The sequence below is a fragment of the Kluyvera sp. genome (assembly GCF_047971185.1).
Classification (GTDB): domain Bacteria; phylum Pseudomonadota; class Gammaproteobacteria; order Enterobacterales; family Enterobacteriaceae; genus Kluyvera.
Genome location: NZ_JBKDZH010000042.1, coordinates 42,330 through 59,141, shown reverse-complemented (window position 1 = coordinate 59,141; position 16,812 = coordinate 42,330). Strand labels below are relative to the sequence as shown.

14 protein-coding genes are annotated in these 16,812 nt (G+C 57.7%); 6 read left to right on the top strand and 8 right to left on the bottom strand.

What is annotated here, in order from left to right:
• Positions 1-152 precede the first annotated feature (152 nt).
• The 3 genes from ACK5JN_RS11730 to exbB all read right to left on the bottom strand — a co-directional run bounded on the left by ACK5JN_RS11730 (position 153) and on the right by exbB (position 2,997).
• Positions 153-1,604: a methyl-accepting chemotaxis protein gene (locus ACK5JN_RS11730; RefSeq protein WP_416870334.1), complete on the bottom strand. Its 1,452-nt coding sequence runs from the start codon at positions 1,602-1,604 to the stop codon at positions 153-155.
• 229 nt (positions 1,605-1,833) lie between these two features.
• Positions 1,834-2,259: a TonB system transport protein ExbD gene (gene exbD, locus ACK5JN_RS11725; protein ID WP_416870333.1), complete on the bottom strand. Its 426-nt coding sequence runs from the start codon at positions 2,257-2,259 to the stop codon at positions 1,834-1,836.
• A 6-nt stretch (positions 2,260-2,265) separates the two neighbouring features.
• Positions 2,266-2,997 (bottom strand): tol-pal system-associated acyl-CoA thioesterase, encoded by a 732-nt coding sequence (gene exbB, locus ACK5JN_RS11720; protein WP_416870332.1) that lies wholly within the window; start codon positions 2,995-2,997, stop codon positions 2,266-2,268.
• 251 nt (positions 2,998-3,248) lie between these two features.
• On the opposite strand from exbB, the gene metC reads away from it, so the two are divergent.
• Both metC and yghB read left to right on the top strand, forming a co-directional pair.
• Entirely contained in the window at positions 3,249-4,436 is a 1,188-nt protein-coding gene (metC, locus tag ACK5JN_RS11715; RefSeq protein WP_416870331.1) for a cystathionine beta-lyase, read from the top strand.
• 241 nt (positions 4,437-4,677) lie between these two features.
• On the top strand, positions 4,678-5,337 hold the full coding sequence (gene yghB, locus ACK5JN_RS11710) for a DedA family general envelope maintenance protein YghB (protein ID WP_416870330.1): 660 nt from the start codon (positions 4,678-4,680) through the stop codon (positions 5,335-5,337).
• 89 nt (positions 5,338-5,426) lie between these two features.
• Here yghB and ACK5JN_RS11705 read toward each other — a convergent pair whose 3' ends face one another.
• Positions 5,427-6,317 carry an AraC family transcriptional regulator gene (locus ACK5JN_RS11705; protein WP_416870414.1) on the bottom strand — a complete coding sequence of 297 codons (891 nt, stop codon included), beginning with the start codon at positions 6,315-6,317 and terminating at the stop codon, positions 5,427-5,429.
• A gap of 197 nt (positions 6,318-6,514) precedes the next feature.
• On the opposite strand from ACK5JN_RS11705, the gene yqhD reads away from it, so the two are divergent.
• The 4 genes from yqhD (at position 6,515) to ACK5JN_RS11685 (ending at position 9,599) form a co-directional block, all read left to right on the top strand.
• On the top strand, positions 6,515-7,678 hold the full coding sequence (gene yqhD, locus ACK5JN_RS11700; RefSeq protein WP_416870329.1) for an alcohol dehydrogenase: 1,164 nt from the start codon (positions 6,515-6,517) through the stop codon (positions 7,676-7,678).
• Positions 7,679-7,904: 226 nt separating this feature from the next.
• On the top strand, positions 7,905-8,732 hold the full coding sequence (gene dkgA / locus ACK5JN_RS11695) for a 2,5-didehydrogluconate reductase DkgA (protein WP_416870328.1): 828 nt from the start codon (positions 7,905-7,907) through the stop codon (positions 8,730-8,732).
• A gap of 81 nt (positions 8,733-8,813) precedes the next feature.
• Complete coding sequence (locus ACK5JN_RS11690; protein ID WP_416870327.1) at positions 8,814-9,275, top strand: HIT family protein; 462 nt, start codon at positions 8,814-8,816, stop codon at positions 9,273-9,275.
• 63 nt (positions 9,276-9,338) lie between these two features.
• A complete protein-coding gene (locus tag ACK5JN_RS11685) occupies positions 9,339-9,599 on the top strand; it encodes an LPP leucine zipper domain-containing protein (RefSeq protein WP_416870326.1) in 261 nt (86 codons plus the stop codon).
• A gap of 121 nt (positions 9,600-9,720) precedes the next feature.
• Here the strand turns inward: ACK5JN_RS11685 and ACK5JN_RS11680 are convergent, their stop codons facing one another.
• The 4 genes from ACK5JN_RS11680 to parC all read right to left on the bottom strand — a co-directional run bounded on the left by ACK5JN_RS11680 (position 9,721) and on the right by parC (position 16,803).
• The gene (locus tag ACK5JN_RS11680) at positions 9,721-11,940 is read right to left on the bottom strand and encodes a YgiQ family radical SAM protein (RefSeq protein WP_416870325.1); all 2,220 of its coding nucleotides are present in this window, start codon (positions 11,938-11,940) and stop codon (positions 9,721-9,723) included.
• Positions 11,941-12,078: 138 nt separating this feature from the next.
• Positions 12,079-13,491 (bottom strand): cell division protein FtsP, encoded by a 1,413-nt coding sequence (gene ftsP / locus ACK5JN_RS11675; RefSeq protein WP_416870324.1) that lies wholly within the window; start codon positions 13,489-13,491, stop codon positions 12,079-12,081.
• 100 nt (positions 13,492-13,591) lie between these two features.
• Positions 13,592-14,329, bottom strand: coding sequence for a 1-acylglycerol-3-phosphate O-acyltransferase (locus ACK5JN_RS11670; protein WP_163448478.1), 738 nt, complete (start codon positions 14,327-14,329; stop codon positions 13,592-13,594).
• A 215-nt stretch (positions 14,330-14,544) separates the two neighbouring features.
• Positions 14,545-16,803, bottom strand: a complete 2,259-nt coding sequence (gene parC, locus ACK5JN_RS11665; protein ID WP_416870323.1) for a DNA topoisomerase IV subunit A — start codon at positions 16,801-16,803, stop codon at positions 14,545-14,547.
• Between the last annotated feature and the right edge of the window lie 9 nt (positions 16,804-16,812).

Here is a 16,812-nt window from a genome sequence, read left to right as displayed (position 1 = left end):
GTATATCCTCCTGAATTGAAGTGGTTTCACTGTAGGAGGATGGGGTGGGCAATTATATTGTCATTTTTCGTACCGCTATTACGTTTTCTGGCAACTGCGTAAGTTGTCACATAACTGGATTATTTGTCATACACCTTTCGTTTTTTGTGAGCTTACACCAGTCTGAAAACCGAAATAGCCGTCTTCAGCTCGCCGGTATGCTGTTGTTGTCGATGCGCAACCTGAATGGTCTGGGCCACGTGCTGCACGTTCTCCTGCACGCTGGCGTCGATATGGGCAATGCTGCCTTTCATCTGTAATACGCTGGCGCGCTGCTGGTCGCTCATTGAGGAGAACACATCGACACAGGCTTGCAGGCTATCGATATGGCTGATGATTGCCGCCATGGTTTTGCCCGCCCGCTCCACCTGTTCCGCGCCCTGATGGGTGCGCTCTACCGAAGCGGCAATCAGCTGGCGAATCTCCCGCGCCGCGCCCTCACAGCGCAACGCCAGCGTACGCACCTCCGCCGCCACTACCGCAAACCCTTTACCGTGGGCGCCCGCCCGCGCGGCTTCCACGGACGCGTTGAGCGACAGGATGTTGGTCTGGAAGGCGATGCCATCGATCAGCTCCAGAATGCCGCCGATCTTCAGCGATTCATCACGGATTTGCGACATGGAGGCCATCGCTGAACGGATATTCTCACCGCCCTCGCGCGCCACGCCGCTGGCCTGCTCCGCCAGCTCCCGTGCTTCACCGGCCTTTTCGCTGGTCAACGACGCGGCGCCGGCTAGCTGTTCCATGGCGCTGGCGGTGACCGCCAGCGAGCGCGCCTGGCTGTCGGTGCGCTCGGACAGCGCCGTGTTGCGTTGCAGCAGCGTCTGCGAGGCATCCAGCAGCTGCGACACATTACCGCTCACCTGCTCAAGCGTATTGCGCATGGCATCCAGCGTCAGGCTGAAGGTTTTCGCAAAGGGGGAACGGCTGGTTTTTCTATCGCGCTCCAGCGTCAGGTAGCCCGACTCGCGGTTAATCACCGCCGCCAGCTTCGCCACTTCGCTGGCCGAGCGCGCGTCCTGCTCCATCCGCACCGCAAGAAACACCAGAAATACCGTCTGCGCCACCACGTACACGCCGTGCATAATCACCATGTGCAGCCCGGAATACATAAACACGGTGATATTAAACAGCCCGTATTCCTGTAAATAATTAAATATTAAATGATGAGCGGCAATCACTCCCGCCCCCATAATTAACGGCCGCCAGTCGCGCCACGCCAGCAGCGCAGACAGCAGCACAAAAACGGAGAAATGATATTCGGTTTCTCCATCGCCAAGCTGAATCAACAGCGCGGAATAGGCCATCAGGATAAACGCATAGGTTAAGCGCGTCAGGAGTTTGCCCGCAAACAGCAGCGTCATGAGCGTCGCCAGCGCTGCCAGCATCGTCGCCACCAGCAGCGCCAGGCCGGGATTGTCATTCATCCAGCCCACGCCCAGTGAAATCGCCCACATAACCCAGGCCAGCACCAGTAGCAGCCGGTCGGCTCGTTGACGAATGGAGGATAAAGAGATCAGGTCGCGCTGCGAACCTTCCGCTTGTCGCACAGTCATTATGGCCATGATATTTTCCGTCCGCTGTAGATTTATATTATTGTTAGCGTTCAGAATTAAGCGTAGGAAGATTATTTCAGGCTGGCTACTTTCTATAAAAAATAGATTACGGAATTTAAGTGGCGCTAAATAATATTTAAATATTTGCGTAAGTAATGCGTATTAATAGAACTTAAGGGAAATATTATATTACTGGGGAAATAATAACGGATGGCGCAGAACGCGCCATCCGGATGCTTTATTTTTTGGCGACGGTTTCTTCGCCGACCAGGCCAATCTTAAGATAGCCAGCCTGATGCAGCGTATCCATCACCTTCATCATCGTCTCATAGTCCACCGTTTTATCGGCGCGGAAGAAGATGGTGGTGTCTTTCTTGCCTTCCGTCAGCGCTTCCAGCGCCGGAACCATGCTGTCGTCGGTAATAGGATCGTTACCGAGGAACATTGATTTATCCGCTTTCACCGACAGGTAGACCGGTTTTTCCGGACGCGGCTGCGGTTGGCTGGAGGAGGCCGGCAGATTGACTTTCACATCCACGGTGGCCAACGGCGCGGCCACCATGAAGATAATCAGCAGAACCAGCATGACGTCGATAAACGGCGTCACGTTGATTTCATGCATTTCGCCGGTATCGTCCAGATTTTCATTAAGACGCATCGCCATGGGGCATTAACCTACTCGTAATTTCTGGGCGGTACGAACCGGATGCACGCCGCTGGCGCTGAGATCCAGATCGCGGCTCTGCAGCAGCAGAACCTGTGCGGCCACATCGCTCAGGTTGGCTTTGAAGCCACCGATGAGGCGCGCGAAGACGTTATAGATGACCACCGCCGGAATCGCGGCGAACAGGCCGATCGCCGTAGCCAGCAGGGCTTCTGCGATACCCGGCGCAACGACCGCCAGGTTAGTGGTTTGCGTCTGGGCGATACCGATGAAGCTGTTCATGATACCCCATACGGTACCGAACAGGCCGACGAACGGCGAGATCGCGCCGATGGTCGCCAGGAAGCCGTTACCGCGTCCCATATGACGGCCAACCGCCGCCACGCGACGCTCAAGGCGGAAACCGGTACGCTCTTTAATCCCTTCGTTATCTTCCGAACCGGCAGAGAGCTCCAGCTCGTTCTGCGCTTCGTTGATAAGCTGGCTGCTCAGGCTGCGCGCGTCGAACGCGGCGGCCGTTTCATGCGCCTGGTTGAGTGAACGCGCATCGGCTAACAGTTTCTGTTCGCGCTTGAGGCGGCGCTTATGAGAAATAAGCTCTGCGCCTTTGCTGAAGAAAATAGCCCAGGTGACGACGGATGCCAGTATCAAACCAATCATGACTACTTTAACCACGATGTCGGCATGATGATACATACCCCAAACGGAGAGATCCGCCTGCATCAAATTATTACCCACTGTGTATCTCCAGGACGTAAATCACAAAATCTGAGCACAATAATATCAAAACAACGCCGAATTGATAGTAGTTCTCATTAGTATTTACATATTGACTCAAATCACACTTATTTTCCTTGCGCTTACGCAGTAAAAAAGTTTTCTCCGCGCTTTTTGGCAATATTTTCTGCTGTATGCATTCTGGCGGCTACATCAGGCGCGCAATCATGTTAGTTTAGACGTCCAGACGTATAAAAACAGGTAGATCGGACATGGCAGACAAGCACCTTGATACCGCGCTGGTGAACGCCGGACGCAGCAAAAAATTCACTCAGGGATCGGTGAACAGCGTGATTCAGCGCGCCTCTTCGCTGGTTTTTGAGACCGTCGCCGCCAAGAAACACGCGACCCACAATCGCGCCAACGGCGAGCTGTTTTACGGGCGTCGCGGGACGTTGACCCACTTCTCGCTGCAGGAAGCGATGTGTGAACTGGAAGGCGGCGCCGGCTGCGCGCTGTTCCCCTGCGGCGCGGCGGCGGTAGCGAATACCATTCTGGCCTTCGTTGAGCAGGGCGACCACGTGCTGATGACCAACACCGCCTACGAGCCGAGCCAGGACTTTTGTACCAAAATTCTCGCCAAACTTGGCGTCACCACCAGCTGGTTCGATCCGCTGATTGGCGCCGGGATTGCGAATCTGATCCAGCCGAACACCAAAATCGTGTTCCTCGAATCACCTGGCTCCATCACCATGGAAGTGCACGACGTCCCGGCGATCGTCGCCGCCGTGCGCAGCGTCGCCCCCGACGCGATTATCATGATCGACAACACCTGGGCGGCGGGCGTGCTGTTTAAAGCGCTCGATTTCGGCATCGACATTTCGATTCAGGCGGGCACCAAATACCTGATTGGCCACTCCGACGCGATGGTCGGCACGGCGGTGTCCAACGAACGCTGCTGGGCGCAGCTGCGCGAAAACGCCTATCTGATGGGCCAGATGCTGGACGCCGATACGGCCTATATGACCAGCCGCGGCCTGCGCACGCTCGGCGTGCGTCTGCGTCAGCACCATGAAAGCAGCCTGAAAGTCGCTGAATGGCTGGCGCAGCAGCCGCACGTGGCGCACGTTAACCACCCGGCGCTGCCGGGCAGCAAAGGACATGAGTTCTGGAAACGCGACTTCACCGGCAGCAGCGGCCTGTTCTCCTTCGTGCTCAATAAACGCCTGAATAACGACGAGCTGGCGAACTACCTCGACAACTTCTCGCTGTTCAGCATGGCCTACTCGTGGGGCGGCTTTGAATCACTGATTCTGGCCAACCAGCCGGAAGAGCTGGCGAGCATTCGTCCGGACGGGAAGATTGATTTCGAAGGTACGTTAATCCGCGTGCATATTGGTCTGGAAAACGTTGACGATCTGATTGCGGATTTAGCGGCAGGTTTCGCCCGCATCGTGTAACATAGCCCTGGCCCGGTACGGTCAGTGCCGGGCGGGTTAGCAATATTTTTGGCGCGTCCGCGGAGGCGCCACCGATGTTGAGAACAGTCGGTTCCCGAGTTCACACTGCCAGGCGTAAACAAATTTCACCCGGTTGTCAGCCTGGCTGAACAATGCGGCTTCATTTGTTGCGTCCGGGATCAAGGTGTTCTGACGAATTCGGGCGTACAATAGGCGAAAACGCTGTTCCACAGGAATGTCCATGGTCGTTATTCAAGATATTGTCGCCGCGCTTTGGCAGCACGATTTTGCTGCACTGGCGAATCCGCACGTTGTGGGAGTCGTGTATCTGGTTATGTTTGCCACGCTGTTTCTGGAAAACGGCCTGCTCCCTGCATCATTCCTCCCCGGCGATAGCCTGTTGCTATTGGCGGGCGCGCTCATTGCCAAGGGCGTGATGGGCTACGTCCCTACCCTGGTGATTCTGACGACCGCCGCCAGCCTCGGCTGCTGGCTGAGCTACATTCAGGGCCGCTGGCTGGGCAACACCCGCGTGGTGAAAGGCTGGCTGGCGCAGCTGCCGGATAAATATCACCAGCGCGCCACCTGCATGTTTGACCGTCACGGTCTGCTGGCGCTGCTCGCCGGGCGCTTCCTGGCGTTTGTACGCACGCTGCTGCCAACGATGGCGGGCATTTCCGGCCTGCCTAACCGCCGCTTCCAGCTGTTCAACTGGCTGAGCGCGCTGCTGTGGGTTGGCGTGGTCACCGGCCTTGGCTATGCCATCAGCATGATCCCGTTTGTTAAACGTCATGAAGATCAGGTGATGACCTTCCTGATGGTGCTGCCTATTTTCCTGCTGGTTGCCGGGCTGCTCGGCACGGTGATTGTGGTGATCAAGAAGAAGTACTGCGACGCATAATCTCTCGTAGCCCGGCCGAACGAAGTGACGCCGGGAATGGATTCCGAGCTACCCCGGGGTCGGCGTTAACGCCTCGCCCGGGCTACGAACTACATTCCGCGCAGTCTTGCCGCATCCTCACCCGGCGTCAGGCCGAAATACCGTTTAAACTCTCTGCTGAACTGCGACGCGCTCTCGTAGCCCACCTGCATTGCCGCCGCGCTGGCCTTCAGCCCGTCGTGCGCCATCATCATCCGTGCTTTGTGCAGCCGATAGGTTTTCAGGTATTGCAGCGGCGAGGTACTGGTGACCGACTTAAAATTATGGTGGAACGCCGACAGGCTCATATTGGCCTCGGCGGCCAGCTGATCGACGCTCAGCGTCTCGGTGTACTGGCTTTCGATACGCTTAAGCACCCGGCTAATCTGGCTGAAGTGGGTCTGACGGCTGACCAGCGCCATCAGCGCGCCGCCGCGCGGCCCGGTAAGCACGTGGTAGAGCATTTCACGGATAATCTGTTTCCCCAGAATACGGGCGTCCAGCGGGCGCTCCATGACGTCCAGCAGGCGCTCGGCGGCGCAGAGGATCTCCTCCGACAAGGTCGCCGAGTTAATCCCGCTTTCCGCCATCGCCGGGTGGAACAGCGGGTCTTCACCGATGTCCATCAGCAGCTCCTGGAGCTGGAAAATATCCACATCGAGACGTAATCCGGCCAGCGGCGCCTCGGCGGTGGCAAAAGTTTCACATTCGAAGGGTAAAGGTACGGTGAGCAGCAGATATTCATTGGCATCGTAGCGGAAGGTACGATCGTTGATATAGCCAATTTTATAGCCGGAAAAGAGAAACACGATGCCCGGCCGGTACATCACCGGCGTACGGCCGCTCGGTTGGCTGCCGTAGATCAGCTGGATGTCAGGCAGCAGGGTTCGCAGGTTTTGTTCGTTATTTTTCAGCTGCTTAATTTTGTCTGTCAGCAGCGCACAGATCTCGTCACGGTTCATCAACGGAGGCTCCAGATACCTTTTCCAACGATGTCATTGTGGCCGTGATTAACGCGATTCTCCAGCCTTATGGAGAAATGGGCAAGACAAACGCAGAAATGTGCATTGAGAGGTACGGCGACGAAGACCACAATGATGTCATTCGGCGACGACCTTTCGCCGCCTTGTTTTTCCATCCACTAAGAAGGGAACGAGCCATGTTTAATTTTGATCTTCACACCCCGACCCGCATTCTGTTCGGTAAAGGCGCTATCGAAAATCTGCGCGCTCAGATCCCCGCTGACGCCCGCGTACTGATCACCTACGGCGGCGGCAGCGTGAAAAAAACCGGCGTGCTGGATCAGGTACTGACCGCGCTGAAAGGGCTGGATGTGCTGGAATTCGGCGGCATCGAGCCAAACCCATCTTATGAAACGCTGATGAACGCGGTGAAAATTGCCCGCGAACAGCAGGTGACCTTCCTGCTGGCAGTCGGCGGCGGTTCCGTACTGGACGGTACCAAATTCATCGCTGCGGCAGCGCACTACGATGCCAGCATCGACCCGTGGGAAATCCTGGAAACCTACGGCAGCAACGTCAACAGTGCCATTCCGATGGGTTCCGTACTGACCCTGCCGGCGACCGGTTCCGAGTCTAACAAGGGCGCGGTTATCTCGCGTAAAACCACCGGCGACAAACGTGCCTTTATGTCCCCGCACGTCCAGCCGCAGTTTGCCATTCTGGACCCGGTTTACACCTACACTCTGCCGCCGCGTCAGGTCGCGAACGGCGTGGTTGATGCCTTCGTGCATACCGTTGAGCAGTATGTTACCTACCCGGTTGACGGCAAAATTCAGGACCGTTTCGCCGAAGGTATTCTGCTGACGCTGATAGAAGACGGCCCGAAAGCGCTGAAAGATCCGGAAAACTACGACGTACGCGCCAACATTATGTGGGCGGCGACTCAGGCGCTGAACGGCCTGATTGGCGCAGGCGTGCCGCAGGACTGGGCAACCCATATGCTGGGCCACGAACTGACCGCGATGCACGGGCTGGATCACGCGCAAACGCTGGCGATCGTGCTGCCGGCGCTGTGGAATGAAAAACGTGATACCAAGCGCGGCAAACTGCTGCAATACGCCGAACGCGTGTGGAACATTACCGAAGGTTCTGACGATGCGCGTATCGACGCCGCTATCGTCGCGACCCGCAGCTTCTTCGAGCAAATGGGCGTACCGACTCACCTGTCCGACTACGGCCTGGACGGCAGCTCCATCCCGGCGCTGCTGAAAAAACTCGAAGAGCACGGCATGACCAAACTGGGTGAAAATCAGGATATTACCCTCGACGTGAGCCGCCGTATTTACGAAGCTGCTCGATAATTCCTTCCTCACTTCTTGCTCTAAGCATTTCGAGCAGCAGAAAGGCGTCAAGGCAGCGACCCCCAGGAGCTTACACAAGTAAGTGACTAGGGTGAGCTGACGCAGACAACGCATCTGCAGCTTGAAAGGCGACGAGCAAGCTTTCGTTTTTGCATATTTCGACCAGACTTAATCATACAAATCTTATCGGGGCTTGCTCCGATAAGCTGATGAAAAGGAGAAATGCATGACACATCCAACCGTGATTAAACTGCACGATGGCAATGTAATGCCGCAGCTAGGCCTGGGCGTATGGCAGGCCAGTAATGAAGAAGTCGTCACCGCGATCCATAAAGCGCTTGAGGTCGGCTACCGTTCTATTGATACTGCTGCCGCCTACAAAAACGAGTCGGGCGTGGGCAAAGCGATTCACAGCGCGGGCGTTGCGCGTGAAGACCTGTTCATTACCAGTAAGCTGTGGAATGACTCGCATCTGCGCGCCGCCGACGCGCTGCAGGAGAGCCTGGAACACCTGCAGCTGGACTATCTCGACCTGTATCTGATCCACTGGCCGGTCCCCGCCTCCGACCACTATATCGCTGCCTGGAAAGCGCTGATTGAACTGCAAAAACAGGGGCTGGTGAAGAGTATCGGCGTATGTAACTTCCAGGTTCCCCACCTGCAACGGCTGATTGATGAAACCGGCGTGGCACCGGTGATTAACCAGATCGAGCTGCACCCCTTGATGCAGCAGCGTCAGCTGAACGCATGGAACGCCACCCATAAGATTCAGACCGAATCCTGGAGCCCGCTGGCGCAGGGTGGCGAAGGCGTGTTCGATCAGAAAGTCATCCGCCACCTTGCCGACAAGTACGGCAAAAGCCCGGCGCAGATTGTCATTCGCTGGCACCTCGACAGCGGCCTGGTGGTGATTCCGAAATCGGTCACGCCGTCGCGCATCGCCGAGAACTTCGACGTCTGGGATTTCCGCCTGGATAAAGACGAACTGGGCGACATCGCGACCCTGGATAAAGGCAAGCGATTAGGGCCGGATCCGGACCAGTTCGGCGGTTAACCTCTCTAGCCCGGCAATCGTCGGGCTTTTTTATGCCCGCACCTGCTACAGTAACAGCCACAACGTTTACGGAGAGACGCTATGAGCTGTATTTTTTGCCAGATTGTTGAAGGTAAAGCCCCCTGCCACAAGGTCTGGGAAGACGAGCACCACCTCGCCTTTTTATCCATCTTTCCTAACACCGAAGGCTTCACGGTGGTGATCCCGAAAAAGCACTACCCCAGTTATGCATTCGATATGCCGCCGCAGGCGCTGGCCGACTTAGTGCTGGCAACCCAAAAGGTGGCGAAGGTGCTGGATAAAACTTTCGACGATGTAGGGCGCAGTGGAATGTTCTTTGAAGGCTTCGGCGTCGACCACGTGCACAGCAAACTCAGCCCGATGCACGGCACCGGCGATATGAGCCAGTGGCAGCCGATTGAGTCGCGGCAGACCAAATTTTTCGAGCGCTATGAAGGGTATTTGTCTTCGCACGATCACGAGCGGGCAGACGATGAGAAGTTAGCGGCGCTGGCTGCCAGAATTCGACAAACGGAGGCATAGCCGCCGCGTTCCCGTAACCCGGAGTTACGATCAGTGAGGTGTAATAATAAAATGGAGAAATAAATGAAACGGAAATTACGGATATCAACGGTAATGGTGTTCACTACCTTATTGCTAAGCAGCTGCGCCAATCCTGAAAAAATCGACACTCTGGCCCATGACATCCAGGTATTACACGTCAAAGTAGCGCGACTGGATCAGGATATAAATGCGCTGCGCCCGGAAATCGTCGCGGCAAAAACGGCGGCAACGCAAGTCAATTCACGTATGGATGATATCTGCATGCAGCCAGGTAGCTTTTGTTACCATCCGCCACGTTGGTAGGCTGAATAAGGCAACGCTGAAGAAATAAACGAAAAGAAAATTACCGGATAGATGTTCGTAACAACCCCTTTCACCGAGACAATCAATCCCCGGCAGCAGGCATGCTGCCGGGATGACCTTCTTAACGACCCGCTGACGTTTTAGCGCGCTTCTTCGCACCGGCATTCACCGGACGAGACGGCGCAGCCGGTGCTTTCTTTGCGCCCGCAGGCGTCTGGCGCTGGTGCGCCACCGGCGTATGCTTGGTCAGCGCCGGGCGGGTGTTGCGGTTCTGACGACGCGCTTCGCGCATTTCATCCAGCGTTGGCGCCGGCACCAGACAGTCGCGACGGCTGCCGATCAGGTGCTTTTTGCCCATCGCTTCCAGCGCGGTACGAATCAGCGGCCAGTTAGCCGGATCGTGGTAGCGCAGCAGCGCTTTGTGCAGACGGCGCTGCTTATCGCCCTTCGGAATCACCACGTCTTCACTCTTATAGCCAATCTTACCCAGCGGGTTTTTGCCGGTGTAATACATGGTGGTCGAGTTCGCCAGCGGCGACGGGTAGAAGTTCTGCACCTGATCCAGACGGAAGCGGTGCTGCTTGAGCCACAGCGCCAGGTTGACCATATCTTCATCGCGCGTCCCCGGGTGGGCGGAGATAAAGTACGGAATCAGATACTGCTCTTTACCGGCCTGCTTCGAGTAGGTGTCGAACAGCTCTTTAAAGCGGTGATAGCTGCCCATCCCCGGCTTCATCATCTTCGACAGCGGCCCCTCTTCGGTGTGCTCCGGCGCAATCTTCAGGTAGCCGCCAACGTGGTGTGTCGCCAGCTCTTTGATATAGCGCGGATCTTCCACCGCCAGATCGTAGCGCACGCCGGAGGCAATCAGGATTTTCTTGATACCTTTCAGGTCGCGGGCGCGGCGATACAGGTTGATGGTCGGCGTGTGGTCGGTGTCCATGTGCGGACAGATTTCCGGATACACGCAGGAGAGGCGGCGGCAGGTTTGCTCGGCGCGCGGCGATTTACAGCGCAGCATGTACATGTTGGCCGTCGGCCCACCAAGATCCGAGATAATGCCGGTAAAGCCGGGAACCGTGTCGCGAATAGCTTCGATTTCGTTGATGATCGAATCTTCTGAACGGCTCTGAATGATGCGCCCTTCGTGCTCGGTAATGGAGCAGAAGGAACAGCCGCCGAAGCAGCCGCGCATGATGTTGATCGAGAAACGGATCATCTCATACGCCGGAATACGCGCCTTGCCGTATGACGGGTGCGGTACGCGCTGGTACGGCAGTGCAAACACGCTGTCCATCTCTTCGGTCGAGAGCGGAATGGCCGGCGGGTTAATCCAGATATAGCGATCGCCCTGCTTCTGCATCAGCGCACGGGCGCTGCCCGGGTTGGTTTCATGGTGCAGAATACGCGAGGCGTGAGCATACAGCACCTTGTCGCCCTTCACTTTCTCAAAGGACGGCAGCAGCACGTAGGTTTTTTCCCACGGTTTCGGGCGCGGCGGCTGTACGGTAACGGCTTTGGCTTCCTGCTTTTTCGGCGCGACCGGCTTATTGTCGGCGCACGGCAGATCTTCGCCATACGGGTGCGGAATCGGGTCGATTTTCCCCGGGGTGTCGATGCGGGTGGAGTCCACGCCGGACCAGCCCGGCAGCGCTTCTTTAACGATAATCGCGGTATTGCGCACGTCGCGAATTTCAGCGATTTTTTCGCCCATCGCCAGACGGTGCGCCACTTCCACCAGCGGACGCTCGCCGTTGCCAAACATCAGCATGTCGGCCTTGGCGTCAATCAGCACCGAGCGGCGGACGGTATCCGACCAGTAGTCGTAATGCGCGGTGCGGCGCAGGCTGGCTTCAATACCGCCCAGAATAACCGGCACATCTTTCCACGCTTCTTTGCAGCGCTGGGTATAGACCAGCGTCGCGCGGTCCGGGCGCTTGCCCGCCACGTTGTCCGGGGTGTAGGCGTCGTCGTGACGCAGCTTACGGTCGGCGGTGTAGCGGTTGATCATCGAGTCCATGTTGCCGGCGGTGACGCCGAAGAATAGGTTCGGTTTGCCCAGACGCATAAAGTCGTCTTTGCTGTTCCAGTCCGGCTGGGCGATGATCCCCACGCGGAAGCCCTGGGCTTCCAGCATACGGCCACAGATCGCCATGCCGAAGCTCGGGTGATCGACGTAGGCGTCGCCGGTTACCAGAATGATGTCGCAGCTATCCCAGCCAAGTTGATCCATCTCTTCACGGGACATCGGCAAAAACGGTGCCGGCCCAAAGCAGGCGGCCCAGTACTGCGGCCAGGAGAAAAGGTCGCGATCCGGTTGGATCAGGGAGATAGCGCTCATAATGCTTCCAAAAAATTGGCAAAAAAATAATCAAAGGTCGGGGATTATAAGCCCGATCGCCCTATGAATGAAGCGGGAATTTTTAGGAACGTGTAAGTCCCGGCGTCGCTGCGCTCGGCCGGGCTACGGAGGGGGAACTTACGGCGCCGGATTCACCAGAATCTGGCCAATAGACCCGCGGTCGGCGAGCTCCAGCGTCTGGCTGGCGTACTGGAACGGGAAGTGCGGCCACGACGGCTGGCCGTAATAGACCAGCAGCTCAACCTGGCCGTCAACCCAGACGGTGTCTTTCCAGCCGCGATCTTCCGGCAGCGGCATCGCGCCGTTGACGTTGCGGACCTGGAACATCACCCCTTCAATATGGAACGACTGCGGCGCGTCGGCACGCACCGTCCAGCGCTCCCAGGTTCCCTGCTGCGCGGTGATATCAATCCGCTGCGGGTCCCACAGCTGGCCGTTGATGCCCGGATCGTCGCCAAGCTGGATATCGCGACTGCGAATCGCCGGGCCGCTGAGAATTTCCGTTGGCAGAATACGCATCGGTAAGTTATCGGTCACTAACGGCAGCAGCCCCGTCGGACGCAGAGTCAGCACCAGCGTAGAGACCAGAATGCTCGACGGTTCAAAGAAGCCGCGGATGCGGTCCATAATGCTGGCGGACTCGCCGCAGGTCATCGACACTTCATCGCCGTTGGTCATATCCACCAGCACTTCACGACGCTCGCCCGGGGCCAGCGACAGCTGGGTGGTTGAGACCGGCGCGGGCAGGAAGCCCTGGTCGCTGGAGATAACGTGCAGCGCGCGGCCGTCGCTCATGCGCAGCATATAGCGACGCGAGTTGGAGGCATTCAGCAGGCGCAGGCGCACCCAGCCGCGTGAGACTTCCACATACGGCCCCTGTACCCCGTTAACCAACAGCGTGTCGCCCACGAAGCCGCCGCTGCCCGGCTCTTCATAAACCGGCGTCCCAAAGTTATCCAGACGCTTGTCCTGAATAATGATCGGGAAGTCGTCCACGCCGTAATGGTTAGGGAAAGGTAAGGACTTACTAACATCGTCTTCGATCAGCCACATACCCGCGAGGCCGTTATAGACCTGCTGCGCCATGTGGTTAGGCGTATTGGCCTGGTACCACAGGGTGGCGGCACTCTGGCGAATCGGCAGCACCGGTGCCCAGTCGGCGTTCGGCGTCATCATCCGCGCCGCGCCGCCGATCAGCGGCCCCGGCACCTGTAGCCCACGCACGGTCATGGCGACGTTTTCGGTGAGTCGGTTGCTGTAGATGAGCTTAACGTCATCGCCGCTCCAGACGCGGATCGTCGGCCCCAGATAGCGGCCGTTGACGCCCCATACCGGCGCGCGCGTGCCCTGGGTGAAAGACCAGTGCGCGCGCTGTAGCGTTAAGAACAGCGGCTGTCCGCGACGCGACTCCAGCAGCGGAGGGACCGGCAGCGCGGGCTGTTTCCCCGCGGCCTGCGCTCTCAGCGGCACAGCGCCAGCACAAAGCGCAACGCCCGAAGCCTGAATAAACTGACGCCGACTGAGTGACATATAAGCTCCATCAAAACTGACAAATCAAAAGTGGGAAATCACTTTCCCGACAGCAAAATAATCTGCGACGTGAGCGCTTCCTCACGCCGCCAACTGGATATTACTTCTTCGCGGCGGCTTCGCGCTGGGCCACTTCCTGGTCCAGCTCGTCGATTTTAGCCTTCATCACTTCACGGCAGTGCTTCGCCAAATCGCGCACCTGATCTTTACCCCACGCGCTGGTATCGATAGGGTCCAGCATTTCCACAATCACCTGACCGTTGTTCCAGCGGTTAAGTTTGATTTTGTTGGAGGTGTTGGAGACGCAGACCGGGATAATCGGCACGCCCGAGGCGATCGCCGCGTGGAACGCGCCGGTTTTGAACGGCAGCAGGCCACGGCCGCGGCTGCGGGTGCCTTCCGGGAACATCCAGAAGGAGATTTTGCGTTTCTGGAAAGTATTGACCACTTCCGCAATAGTGCCGTGTGCTTTCGCGCGGTTATTACGGTCGATCAGTAGGTTACCCGTCAGCCAGTACAGCTGGCCGAAGAACGGGATCCACACCAGGCTCTTTTTGCCGACCGTGACGGTAGGCGGCAGAACGATATTCGCCGCCGTCACCATGTCGTAGTTGTTCTGGTGGTTAGCGATATAGATGGCGTTGCCGAAGTTTTCCGCGCCGGCAGGCAGGCGCGTCTCAACCTTGAGACCAAAGACCGGCGCCAGGCGGCCAAACATATGGCCGAAGGTGGCGACGTGTTTTGGGTTACGCGGGCTGAACAGACAATAGATGCAGCCAAAAATGCATACCAGGATGCAGTAAATGACAACAATAATGACACGTAAAATAAATAGCATAGCGTCCTCTGAACCCTGAACCGCTTAGAATTATACCGTGGTGCGCGGCTGACATGTACGTCAGGCATACATGTTCAGACAGGCATAACGGGGTACATATACCGGACAGGGCTTTGTTACTTGCAGACCCCTGCAAAAGGGTATTGTTAATCGCAACGGCTGAATTAACAACGGTTTTACAGCAAAATTTCCCCCGCCCTGCGGCGGGGGCAAACTTACTCTTCGCTATTGCCCGCTTGCGCGCGCTGCGGCGAATCAATCTCTATACGGTCGATCTTCTGCAGGCCGCGCATCAGCGTGCCGCGGCGACCGCGTTCGCCGGTCACTTTTTGCAGCTCTTCCGGGCGCAGTTTGATCTTACGTTTACCGACGTGGAAGGTCAGCGTGCTTTGCGGCGGCAGGACGTACAGGTGCGCCAGGCTATCGGTTCCGCTAGCCGCTTCCGCCGACGGAATGTTGATAATCTTGTTGCCTTTGCCTTTCGACAGCTGCGGCAGGTCGCTGATCGGGAACATCAGCATCCGGCCCGCGGCGGTGATCGCCAGCAGCATATCCGACTCGTCCTCAATGACCAGCGGCGGCATCACGTGCGCATTTTCCGGCAGTGAGATCAGCGCCTTACCGGCACGGTTGCGCGCCACCAGGTCGTTAAAGGTACACAGGAAACCATAGCCCGCGTCGGAGGCCATCAGCAGCCTGGTCTCATCGCTTTCCATCAGCATATGCTCGACGGTCGCGCCCGGCGGCAGCGTCAGCTTGCCGGTCAGCGGCTCGCCCTGCCCGCGCGCGGACGGCAGCGTGATCGGGTCGATGGCGTAGCTGCGGCCGGTGGTATCGACAAATACCACCGGCTGGTTGCTCTTACCTTTCACCGACGCTTTCCAGCTGTCGCCTGATTTATAGCTTAACCCCTGCGCGTCGATATCGTGGCCTTTGGCGCTGCGCACCCAGCCCATCTGCGACAGCACGATGGTCACCGGCTCAGACGGCAGCATGTCGTGCTCGCTCATCGCCTTCGCTTCTTCACGCTCTTGCAGCGGCGAACGGCGGTCGTCGCCGAAGGCTTCGGCATCGGCCTGCAGCTCTTTCTTCAGCAGGTTGCTCATCTTGCGCTCGGAGGCGAGGATGCCCTGCAGATGGTCGCGCTCTTTCTCCAGCTCGTCCTGCTCGCCGCGAATCTTCATCTCTTCCAGTTTGGCGAGGTGGCGCAGTTTCAGTTCAAGGATCGCTTCCGCCTGAGTTTCGCTGATGCCAAAGCGCGACATCAGCGCGGGCTTCGGCTCATCTTCGTGGCGGATGATCTCGATCACTTCATCGATGTTGAGGAACGCCACCAGCAAACCTTCGAGGATATGCAGGCGCTTGAGCACTTTTTCCAGACGATAGTTCAGACGACGGCGCACCGTGTCGCGGCGGAACGCCAGCCACTCGGTGAGAATCTCCAGCAGGTTTTTCACCGCCGGGCGGCCGTCGAGGCCGATCATGTTCAGGTTAATACGGTAGCTTTTTTCCAGATCGGTGGTGGCGAACAGGTGATGCATCACCGGCTCCATGTCCACGCGGTTGGAGCGCGGCACGATCACCAGACGCGTCGGGTTTTCGTGGTCGGACTCATCGCGCAGGTCGTCGACCATCGGCAGCTTTTTGTTGCGCATCTGGGCGGCAATCTGTTCCAGCACCTTCGCGCCGGAAACCTGATGCGGCAGCGCGGTAATCACCACCGCGCCGTCTTCTTTGGTCCACACTGCGCGCATGCGCACGGAGCCGCGGCCGTTCTGGTAAATTTTGCGGATTTCCGCGCGGGAGGTGATGATCTCCGCTTCGGTCGGGTAGTCCGGCCCCTGGACGATGTCCAGCACCTCATCGAGGGTGGTTTGCGGTTTTTCAATCAGGGTAATGGCCGCTTTCGCCACTTCGCGCAGGTTATGCGGCGGAATATCCGTCGCCATCCCCACAGCAATACCGGTGGTGCCGTTCAGCAGGATGTTCGGCAGACGCGCAGGCAGCATTTTCGGCTCCTGCATCGTGCCATCGAAGTTTGGCACCCAGTCAGCCGTACCCTGCCCCAGCTCGCTTAACAGCAGCTCGGAGTATTTTGACAGTCGGGATTCGGTATAACGCATCGCCGCGAACGATTTCGGGTCATCCGGCGCCCCCCAGTTCCCCTGGCCGTCGACCAGCGGGTAACGGTAAGAGAACGGCTGCGCCATCAGCACCATCGCTTCATAGCAGGCGCTGTCGCCGTGCGGATGGTACTTACCCAGGACATCGCCGACGGTACGGGCGGATTTTTTAAATTTGGCGCTGGCGTTCAGCCCCAGCTCTGACATCGCGTAGACGATGCGGCGCTGTACCGGCTTCAGGCCGTCGCCAATAAACGGCAACGCGCGATCCATGATGACGTACATGGAGTAGTTTAAGTAGGCGTTTTCCGTAAATTCATGTAGCGCAAGGCGCTCTGCCATATCGCTCATTAACAGTGG